Below are 22,185 nucleotides of genomic sequence, written 5' to 3' on the forward strand. Positions count from 1 at the left end.
CAAGCACCATGTTCGACCGCCAGGCCCATTCGGTTCGCAGGGACGTCGCTCCGGCGGCGGCGCCCTATTCGCTGCGCTGCGTCCCGTGGCGTGCGCTGGAGGCCGAGATCGCCGCCTGGGACCGGCTCGCGCTGGATGCGAGCGAGCCCAATCCCTTTTTCGAAAGCTGGTATCTCCTGCCCTCGCTGCGTCACCTCGCGCGCGGACAGGACGTGATGATCCTGCGGTTCGAGCGGGCCGGGGAGCTGGCCGGGCTTCTGCCGATCCTGCAAACACCCCGCTACTATCGCTGGCCGGTGCCGAACCTGACAAGCTGGCTTCACGACAACTGCTTCTGCGGCGTCCCGCTAATCGCACGGGGCGCGGAGACCGCGTTCTGGCGCGCGGTGCTGGACTGGGCGGATGGTCACGCGGGACAGGCGTTGTTCCTCCACTTGCGCGGCATTCCCGTCGACGGCCCCGTTCACGCCGCCCTTTCGGCGCTGCTTGCCGCAGAACCGCGCCAGTCCGAAGTGGTACACCGCGAGGAACGCGCCCTGCTCGCCTCGGACCTGACCGGCGACGCCTATCTGGAGGCCTCGCTATCGGGCAAGAAACGCAAGGAACTGCGCCGACAGGCCAGCCGCCTGGCGGAACTGGGCACCGTGGATGTCGAGCGACACTCGGGTGAGGACGGCCTGGCCGCATGGTGCGACGCCTTCCTCGCGCTGGAGGCTTCTGGCTGGAAGGGCAAGGCCGGATCGGCGCTGGCCAACCACCCTGAAACAACCGCCCTGCTGCGTGAAAGCCTGGAAGGCGCGGCCCGGCGGGGCCGTCTCGAACGTCTCTCGCTCATGCTCGACGGCCGGCCCATCGCCATGCTGGCCAGCTTCCTGACCCCGCCGGGCGCCTATTCCTTCAAGACCGCTTTCGACGAAGGCTACTCCCGATACTCGCCGGGGGTCCTGCTCCAGCGCGAGAACCTGCGCGTGCTGGACCGCGACGACATTGCCTGGACCGACAGCTGCGCCGCGGCCGACCACCCGATGATCGACCATCTCTGGCGCCAGCGCCGCACGGTCGCGCGAATTTCGATCGCCATCGGCGGTCCGCTCCGCCGCCGCTTGTTCCGCCACTTCGTCCGCGCGGAAATCGCGCGCCGTCCCGCAGGAGGGAACCTGTGAACCTGTTTTCCAAGACCGGAGGCGCTGCCGTCTTCTCCGAAGAGGCGCGCGCCCGCTTTTCCGCCAATTACCCCGAAGTGCCGCACAAATTGACCCATGCCCTTGGCGAGCATCCGCTGATGGCGCTGGAAGCGCTTGCCGCCCTTGCGGAATCGCTGCCGGCCGGGTCGGTGGAGTACAATTTCGGCAATCAGCCGCTCGGCATCGACGGCAAGCCCGCGCCCACCGGCATCCCCATCGGCCGCACGATCCGCGAGATCGAGACGACCAACTCCTGGGCCGTCATCAAGAACATCGAACAGGACCCCGATTACGCCCGCCTTCTGGGCGAGCTGCTGGACGAGCTGCGCCCCGCCATCGAGGCGAAAACCGGCCGCATGATGAAGCTTCAGGCCTTTGCCTTCGTCACTTCGGCGGGCGGCGTCACGCCCTATCACTTCGACCCCGAACACAACATCCTGCTGCAAGTGCGCGGCACCAAGGTCATGACCCAGTTCCCCGCCGGCGATCCCCGCTTCGCGCCGGACCGGGTCCACGAGACCTACCACACGGGCGGCGGCCGCGAACTCAAGTGGCACGACGACCTCCTGCCCGGAGGCACGGAGTTCGCCCTGAGCGCAGGCGAGGCGGTCTATGTCCCGGTCATGGCGCCCCATTTCGTGCGTAACGGCGGCGCGCCATCGGTTTCCCTGTCGATCACCTGGCGTTCCGAATGGAGCTTTGCCGAGGCCGATGCGCGGGCCTTCAATGGCTGGCTGCGGGGGTTCGGCCTCTCGCCGGGACGAACGAAGCGCTGGCCCGCGCGGAACCGGATAAAGGCTTTCGGGTGGCGCGTGCTTCGCAGGTTCGGCAAATAAGGAAGAGGCAGGGGATCCAGGCCCCCCTGCCTCTCCTGTTCTCCGCCCTGCCCGGCAATGCGGGATGTCGCCATTACGAGGGCCCGGGGGTCACCCCCCGGAATTGCGCCCCCTTACTTAGTCTTCTTCACCCAGGCCGCGACCTCGACGCGCTGGCGGGGGCGATTGGCCAGACGCTCCTTGAGTCCGGTCAGCGCCTGCACCACCGGCTTGGCCTCATCCGCAGGAAGCGTTGCGGCATAGGCCTCGATCTTCCCGACCATGTCCGGGTTCGTGCTCGACGCGACGATGCGCGCGAAGAAGCGGGCGCGACCGGAGTGCTCGATCAGCCCGTCGATCGCCTGCTGGTGCGCGCGAACGAAGTCGAACGTCATCTCCGGATGGGCGCGGCCGACCGTGGTGATGATCTGCGAGGCGCTGGTCGCATCGGGCGTGCCGGAAATGGCGAGCGCGAGAGCGTCCTTGGCGATCGCTTCGTCCCCGGCCATGCCAAGGTCCGTATAGTAGAGCTGGCGTTCCACGAAGCCGGTGGCCTTGGCGGCCTGCTGGCGCAGGAGATCCCAGTCGGCACGGTTGGCATTGGCCGCAGCCACGCTCAGCCAGGTGGCCTTCATCGGACCGTCAAGCGACTTGGGATCGGCAGCGAGCCCCTGGAGCCGGCGGCGCGCCTCGGCAACGACACGGGCGTCGCCGATCGTGCCGAGCGTGTCGATCAGCTGCGAGCGCAGCTTGGTGTCGGTGAGCGGCTCGCCTGCGACCGGGTCGAAGCCCAGCTTGTCCAGTCGCGGCGCCCAGGTCTTCGAAATCCGCGCGGCGAGCCTGGACTTGACCTTGGCATCGTCGAGCAGGCCGTAGACGCCTTCCCACTGGCCGACGACTTTGCCCGAAAGCGTGGCATCGGCCGTCGCGGGTACGGCCGACAGCAGGCGCAGGCCCGCCGCCATGTCCTGGTAACCCGCCAGCGACAGCGAAAGGTTGTCGCGCAGGAGGCCGTACTGGTCGATCGGCGCCAGCGACGCGAAACCGGAAACCAGCGCATCGAGCGCCTTGCCATCGTAGAGCGTCCGGTAATAGCCGAGCTGGCCCGCATTCACGAGCACGGCATCGCAGCTGTCCAGCGTGACGCTGTCGGTCCTGCCGGTCATGAGATGGCGCATGGGCTCCCCGTTTCCGGCGCGGATCAGCAGCGGCATGGGCCAGGTCGGCGCCTTGCCGCCGCGGGTCGAGGGATCGAGCGAGAAGGCGTCCTGCGTCAGGTCGAGGCGCGTCTTGCCGGCCGCGCAGGCGGATACCTTGACGCGCAGCAGCGGTACGCCCGGGGTATGGGTGAACGCCTCGGCGATCAGGTCCACGTCCTTGCCGCCCGCCGATTCCATGGCCGCCCAGAGGTCCTTGCTGACCGTGTTCGAATAGGCATGGCTGCGCATGTAGGTTTGCATGCCGGTGCGCCAGGTATCGGCGCCGACATAGTCCTCCAGCATCGAGATGACCGCCTGCCCCTTCTGGTAAGTGATCGAATCGAAGGCCTGCTCCATCTCGGAAACCGTGCGGACCTTCTGCACGACGGGGTGCGTGGTTGGCAGGGCGTCGAGCGCCATGGCGCCTTCGCGGCCGTCGATGCCGCCCAGTTTCCAGTTCCATTCCGGGTTGAAGTGATCGGTGACCTTGTCGGCCATCCAGCTGGCGAAGCCTTCGTTCAGCCAGATATCGTCCCACCAGGCCATCGTCACGAGATCGCCGAACCACTGGTGCGCGGTTTCGTGCGCCTGCACGCTGTAGATGCTCTGCTTGCCGGAAGGGCTGGTGACGGCGGGATCGAGCAGCAGGATGCGCTCGAATGTCATGATCGCGCCCCAGTTCTCCATGGCGCCGAAGAACTGCGAGGAGCCGGGCGCGGCAATGTTGTCCAGCTTGGGCAGCGGGAACTTCACGCCGAAATAGTCGTCGAACCAGGGAAGGATCTGGGCGAGGCCGTCACGCGCGTAGTCGGCCTGAGCGCCGCTGCCCGCGGGCGAAATGATGCCCACGTCCACGCCGTCCGCCGCCTTTTTCGCGGTCCGCTCGAAATCGCCTACACCGAAGAACAGCAGGTAGGAACTCATTTTCGGAGTCGTGCCGAACGTGACGCGCTTGAGCCCGCCCGCCAGCATTTCCTGCCCCTTCACCGGCATGTTGCTGATCGCCATGCGGTCTGCGGGGACGACGGCGGAAAGGTCGAACGTCGCCTTGTAGCTCGGCTCGTCGAAGCTTGGCACGAAGCGGCGGGCGTCAGGCGCTTCGAACTGGGTGAACAGCCCGCGCACTTCGCCGCGGTTGCCCGCGCCGGTCCGCTTGTCGGGATAGTCGAGCGCGAAGAAGCCGGAGGGCTGAGTGCCGATCTTGCCCGCATAAGTCACATCGAGGCGGTATCTGCCCGGCGCGAGCGTCTTGCCGGCGGCGAAGCGCAAGGTCTGCGCGTTCTCGTCGGCACTCGTCTGGAGCGGAAGGGTGACGCCATTGGCGGCGACCAGGCTGGCGGACGATACCGCCAGGCCATTGCCGTGCAGCGTGAGTGCGTCGGTGGCGGTGAAGACGGTGAGGTCGATCGAGGCGATGCCGCTGAAGGTCAGTGCCTTGGCATCGGGGGTCACTTCGATGCGGTAGTGGCTGGGCCGGGCATTGCGCGGTAGGTCGCTGGGGACGGTTTCGGCCAGCGGCACGGCCTCGGGCGAGGCGGCCGGAGGAACGGCGGCAGGTGCTGCGGCGAAGGCCTGCGCGGAAACGACAAGGGCAATCACGGCGCCGGCCGTGGCGAGATTACGCAAGGAAGAACGCATGAGGGGCTGAAGCTCCGGAAATCGGCTTTGTTGCGGATGCGCAGGGCTGCCCCCGCGCGCCAGCGGATGCGCGCGTCCTAGCGCGAACGTCACCGCAGTGTCACGCGAGGCTCATGTCGTTCGTCGATGGGAGTCGGCTGTTGGTCCTTCGGCGCGGAGGGTGGGGCCGCGGCTATCGGCCTCCTTCGCAGCGCCCCGTCAGCCGTTCGGATGATAGAAATCGTAGATCGTCTGTGCCACCGCCGCGCTGACGCCGGGCGCGCGCTGGAGGTCTTCCAGGCTGGCGGCGCGCACTTTGCCGGCGGTGCCGAAGTGCAGCAGCAGCGCGCGCTTGCGGGCCGGGCCGATGCCGGGAATTTCGTCGAGCGGGCTGGCGGTGATCGCCCGGCTGCGCTTGGCGCGATGCGCGCCGATGACGAAGCGGTGAACCTCGTCGCGCAGGCGCTGGAGATGGAACAGCAGCGGCGAGTTCACCGGCAGCATCTTTTCGCGCCCGTCGGGGAAGTGGAATATCTCCCGCCCCTCGCGGCCGTGGTTCGGCCCCTTGGCGATGGCGATGAGGTTCACGTCCTCGATGCCGAGTTCCTCCAGCGCGTCCTTCACCGCGCTCATCTGGCCCTTGCCGCCGTCGATCAGCACAAGGTCGGGCCACATACCGCTCTCGCGTTCGGGGTCCTCTTCCTGCACGCGCCCGAAACGACGGGTCATGACTTCGCGCATCATCGCGAAATCGTCGTTGCTCTGCGCCTCGCGGATGTTGAACTTGCGGTACTGGCTGGTGAGGAAACCCTCCGGCCCGGCCACCACCATCGCGCCGACCGCCTTGCTGCCCTGGATATGCGAGTTGTCGTAGACTTCCACGCGCTGCGGCAGGTCCGGCAGTTCGAGGAATTCCGTCATCTCGCGCCAGATCTTGGCCTGCGAGCCGCGCTCGGCCATGCGGCGGTCCAGCGCCTCCACGGCATTGCGCACCGCCTGGTCCATCAGGCGGCGGCGGCTGCCGCGCTGGGGCACCGATATTTCCACCTTGCCGCCCGCCAGTTCGCGGAAGGCCTCGGCCATGAGTTCGGCCTCGGGCAGTTCGCGGTCGACCAGGATGGTTCGAGAGGGAGGCACTTCCTCGTAGAACTGGGCAAGGAAACTCTGGAACACTTCCTCCTCGGACAGCCCTTCGGTATGCGTCGGGAAGAAGGCGCGGTGACCCCAATTCTGGCCGCCGCGAATGAAGAAGGCCTGCACGCCGATCTGCCCGTTCTTGCAGGCCATGGCGAAGATGTCGGCACTGTCCATGCCCTCGGCGTTGATCGCCTGGCTGCCCTGGATGAATGTGGCCGCGCGCAGGCGGTCGCGCAGCATGGCCGCGCGCTCGAAGTCCAGCGAGGCCGCGGCTTCGGCCATCTGGCTCTCGATCTTCCTCTGTACCGCGTTGGACTTGCCGCCAAGGAAGTCCTTTGCTTCCTTCACGAGTTCTCCGTAGCCCGCCTCATCGATCCGGCCGACGCAAGGCGCGGAGCAGCGCTTGATCTGGTAGAGCAGGCAGGGCCGGTCGCGCCGGGAGAAGAAGCTGTCGGTGCAGCTGCGCAGCAGGAACAGCTTCTGCAGGGCGTTGATCGTGGTGTTCACCGAACCGGCGCTGGCGAAGGGGCCGTAATAATTGCCCTTCATCTTGCGCGCGCCGCGGTGCTTCATGATGCGCGGGAACTCATGTTCGGACCGCAGCAGGATGAAGGGGAACGACTTGTCGTCGCGCAGCAGCACGTTGTAGGCGGGGCGAAAGCGCTTGATGAGCTGCGCTTCCAGCAGCAGCGCCTCGGCCTCGGAATTGGTGGTGACGATGGTCATGCTGCGCGTCTGGCTGACCATGCGCTGCAGGCGGCCGGGCAGCCGCTCCCACTGGGTATAGTTGGCGACCCGGTTCCTCAGCACCCGCGCCTTGCCGACATAGAGCACGTCCCCGCGCGCATCCTGCATGCGGTAGACCCCGGGCTTGGCCGGCAGAGTCCGCAAGGTTTCCCGGATCGCCTCGACCCCCTGCTGGAGATCGGGCTGTTCGGAGCCGCGCAGGGTGAAAGTCGCCCGCTCCTCGTTGAAGCGTTCGGTGCCTTGGGGGTGTTCGGGAGTGCCGGCAGGTGTTCGCGCCATCAGGGCCAGATAGAGATTGAACGGCCGAAGGGGAAGCGGTCTGCGAAGGGGATTTCACCGTCGTCCCGGATCTCCCGCCGCTGGGCCGATGGGCGGCGTTCGCCGCTGGCCAATGGCCGGCAGGCCAGTCCGGGACGACGGCGTGATCAGAACATCTTGCGGAAATCGATGCCCAGCACCCTGCCCTGCGGCTCACGATAGGCCGCCTGGTAGGCGATCGGCACTTCCCCGTTCTGGTCTGTAACCTTCTGCCGCGAATCCAGCAGGTTGTCCGCCACGAGCGACAAGCGCGTGCCCTTGAGGAACGGCACTCTGGCCACGAGATCGGCATTCTTTCCCAGATCCGCGAAAATGCGGAGCTTGACGTCGAACGTGCTGCCGAAGCGCAAGTCCGAGCTGCCCGGCAGGCCGGTGCCGTCCACCCGCGTCGGCGCGTCCCATTCCGCCTTGAGGCGGAAGCCGTAGCCGTTCTTGAACATGCCGCCTTCGGCCTCGATCGCATGGCGCGGGACGCCGCCGGCCGTCAGGGCCTCGCCGTTGAGCTGGTCCAGTTCCGGCACGCCGTCGGCGATCTTGACGCGGTCGGTGAAGCGCCAGGTATGATAGACCGACAGATTCCAGCGGCCGCCCTTGCCGCCGGGGCCACCCGGACCGCCCGGCGGTGGACCGCCGCCACCCGGACCGGGCCCGCCGCCGCCGCCTGCCTGGTGGCCACCACCGGAAGCGCCGCTACCGGAAGCGCCCGAGGGACGAGCGCCGCCGTCACCACCGCGCGCTGCGCCCGGAGGCGGAGGCCCGCCGAATGCACCCTGCCCGCCGCCGGTCTCCTTCTTGCCGAGATTGCCCGAGAGATTGAGCCCCCAGCGGATACGCGAACTGGTCTCCTCGTCGAAGGTCACCGCGCGCCGGTCGACGTAGACGAGGTTTCCGGAGGCATCGCGCTGCACCCGATCCGGGAACGCCGCCTCCACCGCCGAAGTCAGCATGGGGAAGGATTCGCTGACGTTCGAGGAGCGGTTGTGGAAGTATTCCAGGATGAGGTTGGAGCGCTCCATGAAGGGCAGTTCCCAGGTCGCCGAGAGCTTGATGTCGCGCTGGGTTTCCTTGCGCAGATCCTGGTTGCCGCCAGTCAGCACGGTCACGAGCGCGGTGGAATTCGTGGTGAAATCGTAGACCGAGACATTGTAGGTCAGCACGCTCGGCGCGCCCAGCTGCGCCAGGGTCGGCGCTTCCTGGTCCACCAGGTAGCTTGCCTGGAAAGTCAGCTTCTCGGTGGGAGACCAGGTGAGTCCGGCGCTCCAGTCGGTCAGCGTGCCGAAGTCCGACAGGTGGTTCAGCCCAGCACTGACGTTGAGCGCGAGATCGCCGATGCCGCCCAGGAAATCGCCGCGGCTGGTCAGCGGGATCGCCAGGTTGACGCCGCCCGAGACATCGCCGCGCGTCAGCGTACTGGCGGCGGAGGTATCCGAATGGGTCTCGCTCTGCACCCGGCTGAAATCGTAGCCGCCCTTGAAGGTCAGGTTGGCATCGCCTGCCGGCATGATGAAGGGCGTGCCGGAGAGAGTCGCCAGGGAACTGAGCGAGAGCGTGCGGCTGCGCGCGGTGTCTACGCCCGCCCCGGCAACCACGGGCAGCGCGCCGGCAATGTCGAGCGTACCGGCCGCGGCCGCATCCTGAAGCCCCGTAAGGTCGCGCTTGCGATCGGTGCGCGTGCCGGCATCGGTATAGCTGCCGTCACCGGTGACGTTGAACATCCAGCGGCCGACCATGGTGTTGTAGCCCAGCCCCGCCTCGAACGTGTCGGTAACGACGCGCGAGGTCAGCGGATCGGGCAGCGTGCGCACTTCCTGGCTGCCGGCAGGCGACGTCAGCGTCACCGTGTCGAGCCCCGAAAGCGAGGTCGATACTTCGTGCGTGAAGGCGCCGTTCGCGGTGATCGAACCGGCCATGCCCTTGTCGCCAAGGTTCTGCGTCATGTTGCCGCCCACCGTGAACTCGGAATCCGCGGCTGCCAGACTGCGATAGCGCGCCGGCTCGGGATCGCCGGCCACCGTGGGCTGCGATCCGTCCTCCTGCCGCACATTGCGCTCGTCCTCGGTGAGCATCGACGTGTCTGTATACTTAGCGTTGAAATTGTACCGCCGCGGCCCGGCGATCTTCACGATGCCGCTTTCCAGCTCGTAATTGTCGTAGCCGCCGCGCGTGGGATTGTTGAACTCTCCGGCGACGGTCGTGGCCGAGAACTTGTCCTTGAGGATGAGATTGACGACGCGCTGGTTCGCCGGATAGCCGAAGCGCAGCGCCACTTCCTCGGGCAGCACTTCCAGCTTGCGGATCGCCTCCGGCGGGATGTTGCGCATCTCGCGGAAGCTGGTGATGCGCTGGCCGTTGACGAGAATGACCGGCGTACCGCTGCCGCGCCCTCGCCCGCTGCCCGTTTGCGGCGAGATCGCATCGATCAGGTCTCCGATCGAGTCCACGCCGTAAGCGGCGATGTCGTCCTCGTCGAACGTGGCGATCGGCTGGTTGGGAACGTCCAGCTGGCCCAGGATGCGCGGGGCGACGACGACGATGTCCCCCCCGGTCACTTCCAGCGGATCGTCGTCCTTGTCCTCGTCCGGCGGCACCGATGCGTCACTGGGGTTCACAGCCGCGGCGATCCCGGCGCCGGCAACGGCCGTGCTGGTGGCGGCGCTGGTCATCATCGCGGCCTCTGCACCTGCCGGCGAAGCCGGGACGACCTGTGCCTGGGCCAGCGCCGGCAGGCACACGCCGGCAAACAGTGGCCCAACCCATGGGACCAGATGCACGCACCGCAAATCAAACCTCCGATTGAAAAAGATATTTCCCGCCAATGAGCCTTGTTCTCGGCCCGCTGCGCTGATGCCGCGACTGCGAACATGCCGCAAGGTCGGGGCGGGTAACTTTTTGTCGCAACAGAATATGCATTTGTCGCAGGACAGTTCCGGAAGCGTTCGGCCAACTATTCGCAGGCGCATCCGCCCAAGCGACATGTCGTGTGCGGCATTTTTGAAACGACAACCGGCGAAAACGGGCTATCTGCTGGCCCCGTTCAAGAGTTCGCCAAGCAAGGCTTCCATTTTCGACGAGTCGTGGTTATGGCGCGCCCCAATCATGCAGCAGGCTTACGGGTATTGATCGCCAATGGCGAAAGAAGAACTCCTTGAAATGCGTGGCCGGGTCATCGAACTCCTGCCGAATGCGATGTTCCGCGTTGAGCTGGAAAACGGCCACGAGATCCTCGGGCATACCGCCGGCAAGATGCGCAAGAACCGCATCCGCGTGCTGGTCGGCGACGAGGTGCTCGTCGAGCTGACCCCTTACGACCTTACCAAGGGCCGTATCACCTACCGCTTCATGCCGGGTCGCGCTGGCCCCGGTCAGTACTGATCGTGACCCCTGCCGAAAACGCCTCCGCAGCCCGGCACGACCCGCAACTGGTCCTCGCCTCGGCCAGCCCGCGCCGCCGCGAGTTGATCGCGCGGCTGGGCATCGTTCCCCACGCCATCATCGCTGCCGATATCGACGAGGCGCACGGAGACCGCGAGGTTCCTCGCGAATATGCACGCCGCATGGCGCGGGAGAAGGCACTCGCCGTGGTGCTTCCGGCCGAAGCCGGCGATGCTCATGTCCTGGCGGGCGATACCGTCGTCGCCTGCGGCCGCCGCATCCTGCCCAAGGCAGAGGATGAGGCGACCGCGCGCGCCTGCCTGGCCCTGCTCTCCGGCCGCCGCCACCGCGTGCTCTCCACCATCGCCCTCAAATCGCCCGACGGCACGCTTCGCGAAAGGCTGTCGGAAACGATCGTGCGCTTCAAACCGCTCACGAAGCAGGAAATCGACGCCTACATCGCCGGCGGCGAGTGGGACGGCAAGGCGGGCGGCTATGCCATCCAGGGTAGCGCCGAGGGCCTCATCGCCGCGATCACCGGCAGCCATTCCGGCGTCGTCGGCCTGCCCTTGTTCGAAACCCGTGCATTGCTGCAGGCAGCGGGCTTCGCGATTGGCTGAGTGGCTCGTCGAGGACGGGATCGGCGAGAGCCGCGCGATCCTGGTCGAGAATGGCGAGGTCCTGGCTGCCCGGCTGCAATGGCACGGCCGCCTCGCCCCCGGTGAAGTGGCCGACGCGGTGCTGCTCTCCCGCACGAAGGGCGCGCGGCGCGGCACGCTCCGCTTCGCTTCCGGCGAAGAAGCGCTGGTCGACGGCCTGCCGCCGGAAGCCAGCGAGGGCGCCACGCTGCGTGTCGAAGTGACACGCGCGGCCATGGCGGAAACCGGCCGATTGAAGCGCGCGCAGGCGCGGCCCAGCGCCGCGCCGATCCGTCCCGCGCCGACACTCGCGGAATCGCTGCGCGGCGGCGGCCTCCCGGTCCGCACGCTCCGCGCCTTTCCGCAAGACCCCTGGCCGGAGCTTTTCGCCGAAGCGCTGGACGGCGAACTGGCCTTCGACGGCGGCGCGATCCTGGTGATCCCTACTCCGGCGATGACCCTGATCGACATCGACGGCACCCTCCCCCCGCGGGCCCTGGCGCTGGCGGCGATCCCCGCGATAGCACGCGCCGTGGGCCTGCTGGACCTTGGCGGCTCGATCGGCATCGATTTCCCCTCGCTGGAGCGCAAGGAAGACCGACGCGCGGTGGACGAGGCGCTGGCCGCGGCGCTGGACCACTGGCCGCACCAGCACACGGCAATGAACGGGTTCGGCTTCGTCCAGTTGGTGGCGCGGCTGGAACGGCCCTCGCTGCTCCACCGCCTGCGCCACGAACCGGCCGGCGCCTGTGCGCGGCTGCTTCTGCGGCAGGCCGAACGCGTCCAGGAGCCCGGAACGCTCCTGCTGACCGCCCATCCGCGCGTCCGCGCCAAAGTGCGGCCGGAATGGGAAGCCGAACTGGCACGGCGCACCGGACGCATGCTGGCCTGGCGCGAAGACCCGGGCCTTGCACTGGCGGGCGGTTTCGCGCAGGCGATCACCTCATGAGCGACGATACAAATCCAAGCACGGCCAAAACCGCGGGCCAAGGCGCTGCCAGCAGGCCCAATCGCAAGTGCCCGATCTGCGGAAAGCCGCGCGCGGTCGAACATACGCCCTTCTGCTCCAAGCGCTGCCGCGACCGCGATCTGCTGCAGTGGCTGGAAGACGGCTATGCCCTTCCCGGCCCGCCCGCGCCTCAAAATCCGGACTCGGACCTTTATCCACAGGACGATTGAAATGATCGTGTCATTTTAGGGTTGCCAAGCCGGTTCATGTTCTTCATAGGCCCGCCACCAGCAGCGAACGGCCGCCTCGGCAGCCGAAAAATTCGCTGAAAAGCTTGGTCTCGCACGATGACCAAACTCGGTTTGGTAAGCCCGGGTAGCTCAGTTGGTAGAGCACATGACTGACAATCATGGTGTCGGCGGTTCGATCCCGTCCCCGGGCACCACTCTCTTCGGAGGGTGGTGCCTTTTCCTTTTGGGCCTCCCCTCACATAGCCTCTGGACATCTCCGTTAGCTTTCTCGCATTAGTGAGGGGCGTACCCGCGCGCGTGTTCCAAAGTGAACATATGTATCCTCGCGGTGACAGAATTGCGGGCCGAATCGAAAAATAAACTGCGATTGCAGGATTTTCGGACCGGGATTTCACGTATAAATACGATGTTAACCATTAGTTGTCAGTCCTGTTCGGGCAACAACGGGGATTGTCATGCGCATTGATGCCAGGAATTTGCTGGACCGCTTGGGCCGCAACGAATTCGCGTACAAGGAATTCGAGGATCGCTTTTCCGACCTCGAACTCTGGCCGATCCTCGAAGCCCTGCTGCGCGATCCACGCCTTCAGACGCTCGACCAGACGGCTGCCGAAGCGCCGCCTGTCGAGACGGAAAATTCCGACCCGGAACTCGCTGCGGAGCCGCTGAAGAACCTCTTCAGCCGCTATGAGCAACATTCTGTTTCACCATCGATTGCAAAATCAGTTGTTGAAGAGCCCGTTCGCGATGTACGAGCGATGTTGCGCCATTTGTCGGACCTTGGCGCCCGGGGGGAAATCTGATGCCGATGATCGTCTGTCACGGTCCCAAGGGGGGGACCGGGAACACTTTCGTTGCCGCTCATCTGGCGATGGGTCTGTCGGCGCAGGGCGCGGACGTGACCGTGGTGAGTGTCGCCGCGCGCGATTCCCTGCCGCTTCACTTCGGCCTTTCTCCCGCCACGTCGCTTCCCGCGATCACCGCGCCGGCCGACGAGGCGGTGCTGGTGGGCGGCATCAACTTGCGTAGCTGGCGCCGCGCGGCCGAAGATCTCGACTTCGTGCCGATGCTGAACGAGCTGGGTTACTTCCAGCCCGGCAAGGAACGCGTCCTGGTCGTCGACGTGCCCTCAGGCGACACGCGCCTGGCGCGCCGCCTGATCGAACACGCCTGCGCGCACGTCTGCACCATCAATGCCCAGCCCGACACCCTGGCCCTGCTGCCGCAGGTCTTCGGCGAAGCCGGCCCCGAGGGCCTGGCGCGCACCGCTTTCGTGATCAATGCGCTCGACGAAACGCGCCGCCTTGGCCGCCACGGTGCCGCCTTCATCCGCGAACTGGCCGGACAGCGCCTGATCGGCCGCATCCGCATGGACGAAGCCGTGCCCGAAGCCATCGCCACCTTGCAGATGCTCGGCCGCTACGCGCCGGCCAGCGTGGCCCTGGCGGACGTGCAGCAGATCGCGGAGGCCATCGCGCCCACCCTCGATTCCACCACCAACAGCTGGGTCGCGCCGGTGAGCCTCGCCGCATGATCCGAAATCTCGTTTCGCACCGCGCCGTCAGACTTCTGGCGATCGTTCCGATCGCCCTGATCGCGGCCATGGTGATCGGGGTCCCTCTCGACACCAATGCCCAGTGGATGTTCGCGGGCGTGACGATCCTGGGAACGCTGGTGATGAAGCGCTGGCCCGGCCGCAAGGGCGCGCTCGCGCTCGGGCTGCTGGCCGTGCTCATGTCCACGCGCTACATGTTCTGGCGCACGACGCAGACGCTGGCTTTCGGCACCCTGCCCGAATTCCTGTTCGGCACCGGGCTCTACTTGGCCGAACTCTACGCCTGGGTGATCCTCATCCTGGGCTTCATCCAGACGAGCTGGCCGCTGGACCGCCCGGTGATCGAGCCCAAGGGCGATCCCGAGACCTGGCCCACCGTCGACATCTACATCCCTACCTATAACGAAAGCCTGGAGATCGTGCGCAACACGGTCTTCGCGGCGATGGACCTCGACTATCCGGTCGACCGCTACCGCATCTTCATCCTCGATGACGGCAAGCGTCCCGAATTCCGCGCTTTCGCCAAGGAAGCCGGCTGCGGCTACCTGACGCGCGACAACAACCTTCACGCCAAGGCGGGCAATCTCAACGCGGCGATGAAGAAGACCGACGGCGAACTGATCGCCATCTTCGACTGCGACCACGTTCCCACCCGCGCCTTCCTGCAGCTGACCGTGGGCTGGTTCCAGACCGACCCGCGGCTAGCGCTGCTGCAGACGCCGCACCACATGTATTCGCCCGATCCCGTGCAGCGCAACCTGGCCTCGACCATGGGCGACATGCCCGGCGAGGGCGATCTGTTCTACGGCGCGGTCCAGGGCGGCAACGACCTCTGGAACGCCACCTTCTTCTGCGGCTCCTGCGCAATCATCCGCCGCGAGGCGCTGATGGAAACCAACGGCTTCGCGGGCGAGACCGTGACCGAGGACGCCCATACCGCGCTCAAGCTGCAGCGCACCGGCTGGAACACTGCCTATATCAGCGCCCGCCTTTCGGCCGGCCTGGCCACGGAGCGCCTCGTGCTCCACGTCGGCCAGCGCATCCGCTGGGCCCGCGGCATGACGCAGATCCTGCGTATCGACTTCCCGCTGACCGGCAAGGGCCTCACCTGGCAGCAGCGGCTTTGCTACCTCAACGCGATGCTGCACTTCCAGTATCCGCTGCCCCGCATCGCCTTCCTGACCAGCCCGCTCGCCTACCTGATCTTCGGCCAGAACATCATCCAGGCTTCGGCCTCGCTGATCTTCGCCTATGCCATGCCGCACCTGTTCTGCTCCTCGATCGCGAACGAGCGCACGCAGGGCGGAGACCGCCGCCCCTACTGGGGCGAAGTCTACGAAACGATTCTGGCCTTCCACCTCGTGAAGCCCACGGTCATGACCTGGCTGCAGCCCCGCAAGGGCAAGTTCAACGTGACCGACAAGGGCTCGCTGCTCGACAAGACCTATTTCGACTGGGCGATCGTGCGGCCGCATCTCGTCTGCATCGGCCTGCTCGTGGGCGGCATCCTGCTCGCCGTCGTGAAATGGGCCTTCTTCCCCTACATGTTCAACATCCAGACCGATACGCTGGTGCTGAACTGCGCCTGGGCGACCTTCAGCCTCATCATCCTGCTCGCCGCCGTCTCGGTGGCGCGTGAGACCCGGCAGGCGCGACAGGACATTCGTATTCCGGTCTCGCTGCCGGTCACGGCCTACCTCGCTTCCGGCCATGTCGTCAGCGCGACCACCATCGACATCTCGATGGGCGGCGCCGCGCTCTCGCTGCCGCCGGAACTGCCGCTGCGCGATGTCGAGGTGACGCACATCACCATGGCCATGGGCGACGAAGTGCTCTCGATCCCGGTCAAGACCATGCGCACCCGCTCCAGCAATGCCTACGTCCGCTTCGAACAGCTGGACATGCTGGCAAACCGCCACCTCGTGCGCGCCGTCATGGGCCGTGCCGACGCCTGGCAGCCCACCGGCCCCAACCCGCAGGTCAGCGCGCTTCGCTCGCTGGCAGATATCATTCTTGTCGACATGGTAACGATCAAGCGCATGCTGCGTCTCAATTTCTCCGAACGTCGGCAAATGGCCGAGATCGCTGCCCGTATGCCGGCCCTGCCCGCCCCCGAGGTGACGAAGGAAGCCAAGGGCATGCGTTCGCTGCTGCCGCTGGCCAAGGCGGCCGGCGTGGCCGCCGCGCTTGCGCTGGGCGTGGCCACCGTGCTGTTCGGCAGCCAGGAAGTCCACGCCGCGCCGACCCGGTCCGCAGCGGCGCCTGCGCAGGAAACCGCCGCGAACGGACCGGCCGATGCCGCCGCCCCGCCGCGCAGCGGGCTTGACGAGCGCCTGACCTTCAAGGACATGCGCGTCACCAGCCCGATCCGCCTCCAGGGCACCCAGGGCGAAATCGGCATTCCCTTCGGCATGCGCCAGGACCGCGTCGTGACCTCGGCCGTGCTCACGCTGCAGCTCTCGTGGTCCGCCCAGATGCTGGACGACATCAGCCAGCTTGTGGTGATCGTGAACGGCGAAGTGGTCCAGGCCGTGCCGCTGACCCGCGGCGAGGCCGGCGGCCACGTCCTGCGCATCCCGATCAACGCCGCCCTGCTCCTGCCGGGCGACAACCAGCTCAACATCCGCTTCCTGGGGCACTACGCGCGCGATTGCGAGGATCCGTTCCACAGCTCGCTCTGGGCGAACATCAGCAATACCCGCTCGTTCCTCGAGGTCGAATACCAGGCGCTGACCTTCCAGCCCGACCTCTCGCGTCTGCCGCTGCCGTTCTTCGACAAGGGCCAGAACGTGCCGCTGCGCATGCCTTTCGTCTTTGCCGGACAGCCGCACAAGGGCGAGCTTGAGGCCGCAGCCGCCACGGCATCCTGGCTCGGCTCGCTGGCCTCCTATCGCGGCTTCTCGTTCAAGCCGGTCTACGGCTCGCTGCCCAAGGGCAATGCCGTGGTCTTCCTCAAGGCAGGCCAGTCGATCCCCGGCCTGGATATCGCACCCGCGACCGGTCCCAGCGCCGCGGCCGTGCGCAACCCGGTCGATCCCACCGGCACCCTGCTGGTGCTGATGGGCCGGGGCGACGCCGACCTTCGCATCGCTGCCGGTGCCGTGGCCCTGGGCCGCGGCGTGTTCGGCGGACAGCGCATGTCCTTCGACGGCGTGCGCATCCCCGCCTGGCCGCGTTACGGCGCCTTGCGCTGGATCTCGACCGACAAGCCGGTGCAGCTGGGCAAGATCATGCCCGCTTACGCACTGCAGGGCATGGGCTTCCGTCCCGGTCCGCTCACCGCCAGCTTCCGCGTCGCGCCGGACTTGTTCTTCTGGCCCCGCGAAGGCGGCCGCCTGAACCTGACCTACCGCTATCCCACGGCCGACTGGCTCGACCAGCGCGCCTCGCGCCTCGATGCCTCGCTCAATGGCCAGTACCTCAAGACGCTGCCGCTCAGCTCCACCTGGTGGACCAACCTGTTCGGCGCGCGCGGTGCCAAGAGCGAAGACTCTTCGGCCACGGTCGTGCTGCCGCGCTACAACCTGTTCGGACAGAACGAGCTGGCGCTCGACTACAACCTCATCATCGCCGACAAGAAGAAGTGCACCGGCACTCTTCCCGAGAACGTGCGCACGTCGATCGACCCCACCAGCACGATCGACCTGACTTCGGCCTACCACGCGATCCTCATGCCCGACCTGGCGACGTTCGCCGGCGCCGGCTTCCCCTTCACCGCGGCGCCCGACCTTGCCGAAACCACGGTGGTGATGGCTGCCAATCCCTCACCCTCCTCGGTCGAGGCCTTCCTCGCGCTGATGGGCCGCTTCGGCGACTCCACCGGCGTTCCGGTAACCGGGATCACCGTCAGCTCCTCGGCCAGCGCCAGCGAGTTGCAGGACCAGGACGTGCTGGTCGTGGGCGGCGTGGAACTGGCCTCGGCCGGCTCGCTGTTCGACAAGGCGCCCGTGCGCTACGTCGGCGGCCACCTCGAAGTGACCGAACGCTCGCCCCTGCAATATGCCACCTCGTTCTTCGGCGGCACCGAGCGCAACGACCCGATGGCCGCTGCACCGCTCGTCTACAATGCGCGGGGCTTCTCCGGGATCGTCAGCTTCCGCTCGCCCTATTCGTCCGACCGCACCGTGGTCGCGATGCTGGCCGACAACGCCGGCGCGCTGCCCACCCTGGTCGACGGCATGTCCGACGTGAAGATCAACGCCGCCATCCAGGGCGACCTCGCGGTGACCAAGGGCGACGGCATGACCAGCTTCGCCATCGGAGACCGCTACTGGGTCGGCTCGCTGCCGGTCTGGATGAAGCTGGCTTACTGGTTCAGCCAGCGTCCGATGCTGATGGGCCTGTTCTCGCTGTTCCTGGCCGCCATCCTCGCCGGCCCGACCTACCTCTACTTCCGTCGCCAGGCGCAGCGCCGCCTCGGCCACCAGGACGACAACGCATGAGTTCCGCGAAGACCCGCCTGCGCCTCGTCGGCCTGGCCCTGCTGCTCTCCACCGCGGCCGCCGGCGTAAGCCCGGTATCGGTTCATGCCCAGGCGGCCGGGGTAGACGCCCTGTTGCAGCAGGCGAAGTACTGGCGCTCCAAGGGGCGTGAGGATCTGGCCCAGCAGGCGCTGCGACGCGCCAAGGCGCTCGATCCAAACAGTGCCGCGGTGAACCAGGCGCTCAATGCCCGGCCCGCAGCCCCGAAGCCGGCGCCGCAGCCCGCTCCGAAGGCCGCGCCCGCACCGAGGCAGGCAGCCGCCCCGAAGCCTGCGCCGGCGCGCACGCCGGCCCCGCAGCCGGTGCAGCAGCAGCCCGCGCGCGTTGCCGCGGCGCCGACGCGCAGTACGCCGGCACCGACCTCTTCGGCCAACCGCGCCGGTCAGGCCCGCGTAGCGGGCTTCGACGCGTTGGAGGACGGCAATCTCGCTTCGGCTTCCAGCCAGTTCCAGCGCGCGCTCTCGGTCAATTCCCGCGACCCCGACGCCCTGGGCGGACTGGGCCTCGTGCGCCTGCGCGAGAGCAATTTCGCCGAGGCGGCCAATTACCTCGAACAGGCCTCGCGTTACGGCAAGGCCAGCCAATGGGCCGAAGGCCTTGCCTCCGCGCGCTTCTTTGCCGGGCTGGCCGATGCCCGCAATTTCGTGGCCCAGGGCCGCCTTGCCGATGCACAGTCGGTGACCGAGGGCCTGATCCGCTCGGGCTACAAGGAACCGGCGCCCGCGCTCGAAATCCTGGCCGACATCTACGAGAAGCAGGGCCGCTACGCCGACGCCGCCGATCTCTACCGCCAGGCAGGCCAGGGCGGCGGTTCCGACGACAAGCGCCTGCAGATGCGCGCCGCCCGCGGCCGGGCCCTGGCCGCGGCCGCCAATGGCGATGACATGGGCGCCATGCGCGAGTTCCAGAACGGCCTCGTGCTCGATCCGACCGACCCGTGGATCCGCTACGAATTCGCCGAGTTCCAGATCCGCCGCGGCCGCATTCCCGAAGCGGAATCGCTGCTGCGCTCGCTGACCTCGATGGGCCAGCCCGACGCGCTCTACGCCGCCGCCCTGCTCAACAACGATCTCGGCCGCGCGCCCGAAGCCGCTCGCCTGATCGACATGATCCCAGAGGCACAGCGCACCGCACCGATGCGCACTTTCGCCATCGGCGTGAAGAGCGATGCCGCGATCGCCCGCGCCAAGGCCATGGCCGCCAGCGGCCAACAGGCCCAGGCCCTCGCCTCGCTCCGCCAGCTGGGCGCCATGTCGGCCATTCCGGTCGGCAAGCAGGCCGCCGTCGCCAATGCCCTTTACGATCTGGGCGATGCCCAGGGCGCCGCCGCGGTGGCGGAAAACGCCATGCAGGGCCAGGTCACGGGGATTGCCGACTACGAGGGCCTGATCAGCGTCCTCGCCCGCGTCGGCCGCGATGATCTCGCGCAGCAGGCACTCCAGCGCGCCAGCGCCATGGCCGGCACTTCGGCCGAGGGCCAACAGGCCTATGCCCGCATGAACGCCGCCCTGCTCGTCAGCCAGGCAGACCGTTCGCGCCAGGCAGGCCGCTTCGCCGAGGCCTTCGACATACTGCAGAGCGCCTGGAGCGCCTCTCCGCAGAACATGGACATCCTTGCCGGTCTCGCCCGCCTCTACCAGGGCGGCCAGATGCCCGCACGCGCGGCCCAGACCTGGCAGCTCGTGCTGGCGCGCAAGCCCGGCGACAAGGACGCCCTGCTCGGCCTGGCCGAAACCGCGCAGGCGGCCGGAGACAACGATCTGTCCCGCCGCGCCCAGAACGACGTGCTCCGCGCCTTCCCGCAGGACTACCAGGTCCGCCTCTCGCTCGCCAATGTGGAGCGCGCGCGCGGCAACGACCGGGCAGCCATGAACCTGCTCAAGGATGCGCAGAACCTTTATGCGCGCGGCCAGGGCGGCACCTCGATCGAGGGTCTTGCCGGCGGCAATCCTTTCGCGGCCATGACCCCGGCCGGCGGCTCCAACCCGTTCCGGGGCCGCGCCGTCGCCGCGCCTCAGCCAGTCAACCCCTTCGCTCTGGGCAGCGGCACCCGCGTCCCGAGCGCGCCCGCCGCAAGCTATGGCTCGGCCGCAAGCTACGACGCGCCTTCGAACTATGGCGCGGCACCCAGCTACGGCGCGTCCTCGGGCTACGGCGCCCCCGCCATGGCCGCAGCGCCCTACCCGGCAGCCGGCAACGGCAGCTATGGCGGCAACACGTATGGTGGCGGCAGCTACGGAAGCGGACTGGCCGACGCGGGCATGGATGCAGGCTCGGCCACCGCTTACTCGGCCGATCCGGTCATGGCCCAGATCCAGTCGCAGATCGCCGACCTCTCCCAGGACAGCGGCCCCCGCGCCGACATCGTCACCGGATACCGCCGCCGCTCGGGCGAAGCGGGGCTCAGCCAGCTGGACGAGATCAAGGGTTCGGCCCGCTTCTCCACCGATGCGCCGGGCGGCCGGGTCTATGCCAAGGCGGAAGCCTCGGTGATCGATGCCGGACGGGCCAACCAGTCCGGTCAGGCACGGTTCGGCCTCAACGGCCTGATCGAGGCGGCGGCCATCGTCCTGGAACAGCCCTCGGTCTTCCCCTCGGCCCAGACCCAGAACGCCTCGGGCGTCGCCTTCACGGCGGGTTACGAGAGCGACACTGTCAAGCTCGAAGGCGGCACCACGCCGGTCGGCATGGGCAAGACCAAGGCCACCTTCCACGCCGAAGCCTCGCCCAAGCTATCCGAAACCGTGCGCGCCAAGGTCTTCGCGGAGCGCCAGCCCGTGACCGACAGCGTGTTGTCCTACGCCGGCACCCGCGATCCGGTGACGGGCATGCGCTGGGGCCAGGTCATGCGCTCGGCAGGCGGCGCCGGGCTTTCCTATGACGAGGATGGCAGCGGCGTCTACGCGGAAGGCCGCTACTACCGCTTCCGCGGCACCAACGTCGCTCGCAACGACGGTTTCGAGGCCAACGTCGGCGGCTACCTGCGCGCCTACCACGGCACGCATGCCAACCTCACCGTGGGCCTCAACGTGAACTACCAGGGCTACGACAAGAGCCAGAACTACTTCACCTGGGGCAACGGCGGCTACTTCAGCCCGCAGAACTTCATCAGCGTCGGCTTCCCGGTGAATTACACCATGGAAGACGAACTCTTCGATATCCGCGCCTCGTTCACGCCCGGTTTCCAAAGCTACAAGCAGGATCAGACCAACCTCTATCCGATCAACGACGAGTTGCAGGCTGCGCTCGACGTGCTGAAGGCGGCGAACAACGACGTGCGTTCCTACTACGACAGCATCAGCAAGACCGGCTTCGCCGTGTCGAGCGACCTGTCGATCTACTACAAGCTGAGCCCCACCACCCGCATCGGCGGCGAGGCCAGCTACAACACCTTCGGATCTTATGACGAGTTCCGGAGCTTATTGGGCGTGAGACAGAATTTCGGGAGCACCGGCCGATGAAACTTCACGCATTTCCCTCCCCTCGTTCCGAGGGCGAACAGAGCGGCGCAGGGGGCCTTGCGCTCTTCGCGATGATGGCCGCAGCCGAAGTCTGCGAAGGCGCACCTTCCGCGCAGGCGCAGGGTTTCTTCGCGGCCATAGGCCGGCGCATGGCCACGCTGGAGCCGCTGGAAGGCGTCAGCGATGCAGCCGTGCTCTGCGCCCGCATCAACGGCTTCTGGCAGGACCTGGGCTGGGGCGAGATCGAACTGGCCGTGGGTGACGATGCCATCGTCGTCCACCACCGCAACCTGCCCAAGGCCCTTGCCTCCGACCAGCAGGGCAATTGGAACACGATGCTGCTGGGCTTGCTGCAAGGCGCCTACGATGCGTGGTTCCGCGTGCTCGGAAGCGGCCCGGCGCTGCACACGGTCGCCCAATGGCAGGGCGACGTGATCGAACTGCGCCACGGCCGCTGAGCC

14 protein-coding genes and 1 tRNA gene are annotated in these 22,185 nt (G+C 67.2%); 12 read left to right on the plus strand and 3 right to left on the minus strand.

The annotated features are described in order from the left end of the window. Window positions 1-8: 8 nt before the first annotated feature. Both AB4Z00_RS16300 and AB4Z00_RS16305 read left to right on the plus strand, forming a co-directional pair. Window positions 9-1,163, plus strand: coding sequence for a GNAT family N-acetyltransferase (locus AB4Z00_RS16300; protein WP_442046591.1), 1,155 nt, complete (start codon window positions 9-11; stop codon window positions 1,161-1,163). Continuing rightward, the gene (locus AB4Z00_RS16305) at window positions 1,160-2,020 is read left to right on the plus strand and encodes a transcriptional regulator (RefSeq protein WP_208324774.1); all 861 of its coding nucleotides are present in this window, start codon (window positions 1,160-1,162) and stop codon (window positions 2,018-2,020) included. The genes AB4Z00_RS16300 and AB4Z00_RS16305 overlap by 4 nt, the downstream gene beginning before the upstream one ends. Before the next feature lie 113 nt (window positions 2,021-2,133). On the opposite strand, the gene AB4Z00_RS16310 is transcribed toward AB4Z00_RS16305, so the two are convergent. The 3 genes from AB4Z00_RS16310 to AB4Z00_RS16320 form a co-directional block, all read right to left on the minus strand. Beyond that, window positions 2,134-4,836 carry a M1 family metallopeptidase gene (locus tag AB4Z00_RS16310; protein WP_442046592.1) on the minus strand — a complete coding sequence of 901 codons (2,703 nt, stop codon included), beginning with the start codon at window positions 4,834-4,836 and terminating at the stop codon, window positions 2,134-2,136. 198 nt (window positions 4,837-5,034) lie between these two features. Further along, entirely contained in the window at window positions 5,035-6,978 is a 1,944-nt protein-coding gene (gene uvrC / locus AB4Z00_RS16315; protein ID WP_442046593.1) for an excinuclease ABC subunit UvrC, read from the minus strand. A gap of 146 nt (window positions 6,979-7,124) precedes the next feature. Then, window positions 7,125-9,683 carry a TonB-dependent receptor gene (locus tag AB4Z00_RS16320; protein WP_442046594.1) on the minus strand — a complete coding sequence of 853 codons (2,559 nt, stop codon included), beginning with the start codon at window positions 9,681-9,683 and terminating at the stop codon, window positions 7,125-7,127. A 460-nt stretch (window positions 9,684-10,143) separates the two neighbouring features. Between AB4Z00_RS16320 and infA the strand changes: the two genes are divergently transcribed. From infA to bcsD, 10 genes are all read left to right on the plus strand, one after another. Continuing rightward, window positions 10,144-10,389, plus strand: a complete 246-nt coding sequence (gene infA, locus AB4Z00_RS16325; protein WP_132263148.1) for a translation initiation factor IF-1 — start codon at window positions 10,144-10,146, stop codon at window positions 10,387-10,389. Window positions 10,390-10,391: 2 nt separating this feature from the next. Continuing rightward, window positions 10,392-11,009: a Maf family protein gene (locus AB4Z00_RS16330; protein ID WP_442046595.1), complete on the plus strand. Its 618-nt coding sequence runs from the start codon at window positions 10,392-10,394 to the stop codon at window positions 11,007-11,009. Beyond that, window positions 11,002-11,976, plus strand: coding sequence for a ribonuclease E/G (locus tag AB4Z00_RS16335; RefSeq protein WP_442046596.1), 975 nt, complete (start codon window positions 11,002-11,004; stop codon window positions 11,974-11,976). The genes AB4Z00_RS16330 and AB4Z00_RS16335 overlap by 8 nt, the downstream gene beginning before the upstream one ends. Before the next feature lie 74 nt (window positions 11,977-12,050). Continuing rightward, window positions 12,051-12,206, plus strand: a complete 156-nt coding sequence (gene yacG / locus AB4Z00_RS16340; protein WP_132264136.1) for a DNA gyrase inhibitor YacG — start codon at window positions 12,051-12,053, stop codon at window positions 12,204-12,206. Between the two features lie 139 nt (window positions 12,207-12,345). Next, window positions 12,346-12,421: transfer RNA gene (locus tag AB4Z00_RS16345), tRNA-Val, on the plus strand. A gap of 261 nt (window positions 12,422-12,682) precedes the next feature. Continuing rightward, a complete protein-coding gene (locus tag AB4Z00_RS16350; RefSeq protein ID WP_132263153.1) occupies window positions 12,683-13,030 on the plus strand; it encodes a hypothetical protein in 348 nt (115 codons plus the stop codon). Next, a complete protein-coding gene (locus AB4Z00_RS16355; RefSeq protein WP_442046597.1) occupies window positions 13,030-13,761 on the plus strand; it encodes a cellulose synthase operon protein YhjQ/BcsQ in 732 nt (243 codons plus the stop codon). Before AB4Z00_RS16350 ends, AB4Z00_RS16355 begins: the two co-directional genes overlap by 1 nt. Continuing rightward, window positions 13,758-18,224 (plus strand): UDP-forming cellulose synthase catalytic subunit, encoded by a 4,467-nt coding sequence (gene bcsA, locus AB4Z00_RS16360; protein ID WP_442046598.1) that lies wholly within the window; start codon window positions 13,758-13,760, stop codon window positions 18,222-18,224. The genes AB4Z00_RS16355 and bcsA overlap by 4 nt, the downstream gene beginning before the upstream one ends. After that, window positions 18,221-21,724: a cellulose synthase subunit BcsC-related outer membrane protein gene (locus AB4Z00_RS16365; RefSeq protein WP_442046599.1), complete on the plus strand. Its 3,504-nt coding sequence runs from the start codon at window positions 18,221-18,223 to the stop codon at window positions 21,722-21,724. The genes bcsA and AB4Z00_RS16365 overlap by 4 nt, the downstream gene beginning before the upstream one ends. Continuing rightward, entirely contained in the window at window positions 21,721-22,182 is a 462-nt protein-coding gene (gene bcsD / locus AB4Z00_RS16370) for a cellulose biosynthesis protein BcsD (RefSeq protein ID WP_134093044.1), read from the plus strand. Before AB4Z00_RS16365 ends, bcsD begins: the two co-directional genes overlap by 4 nt. Window positions 22,183-22,185: the final 3 nt, after the last annotated feature.

Source organism: Novosphingobium sp. YAF33, assembly GCF_052113265.1.
Lineage (GTDB): Bacteria > Pseudomonadota > Alphaproteobacteria > Sphingomonadales > Sphingomonadaceae > Novosphingobium.

Excerpts from the sequence above, each read along its gene's own strand:
- AB4Z00_RS16300 (WP_442046591.1), top strand. The coding sequence starts at position 9 with ATGTTCGACCGCCAGGCCCATTCGGTTCGCAGGGACGTCGCTCCGGCG.
- AB4Z00_RS16310 (WP_442046592.1), bottom strand. The coding sequence starts at position 4,836 with ATGCGTTCTTCCTTGCGTAATCTCGCCACGGCCGGCGCCGTGATTGCC.
- uvrC (WP_442046593.1), bottom strand. The coding sequence starts at position 6,978 with ATGGCGCGAACACCTGCCGGCACTCCCGAACACCCCCAAGGCACCGAA.
- AB4Z00_RS16320 (WP_442046594.1), bottom strand. The coding sequence starts at position 9,683 with ATGATGACCAGCGCCGCCACCAGCACGGCCGTTGCCGGCGCCGGGATC.
- infA (WP_132263148.1), top strand. The coding sequence starts at position 10,144 with ATGGCGAAAGAAGAACTCCTTGAAATGCGTGGCCGGGTCATCGAACTC.
- AB4Z00_RS16350 (WP_132263153.1), top strand. The coding sequence starts at position 12,683 with ATGCGCATTGATGCCAGGAATTTGCTGGACCGCTTGGGCCGCAACGAA.
- AB4Z00_RS16355 (WP_442046597.1), top strand. The coding sequence starts at position 13,030 with ATGCCGATGATCGTCTGTCACGGTCCCAAGGGGGGGACCGGGAACACT.
- bcsA (WP_442046598.1), top strand. The coding sequence starts at position 13,758 with ATGATCCGAAATCTCGTTTCGCACCGCGCCGTCAGACTTCTGGCGATC.
- AB4Z00_RS16365 (WP_442046599.1), top strand. The coding sequence starts at position 18,221 with ATGAGTTCCGCGAAGACCCGCCTGCGCCTCGTCGGCCTGGCCCTGCTG.
- bcsD (WP_134093044.1), top strand. The coding sequence starts at position 21,721 with ATGAAACTTCACGCATTTCCCTCCCCTCGTTCCGAGGGCGAACAGAGC.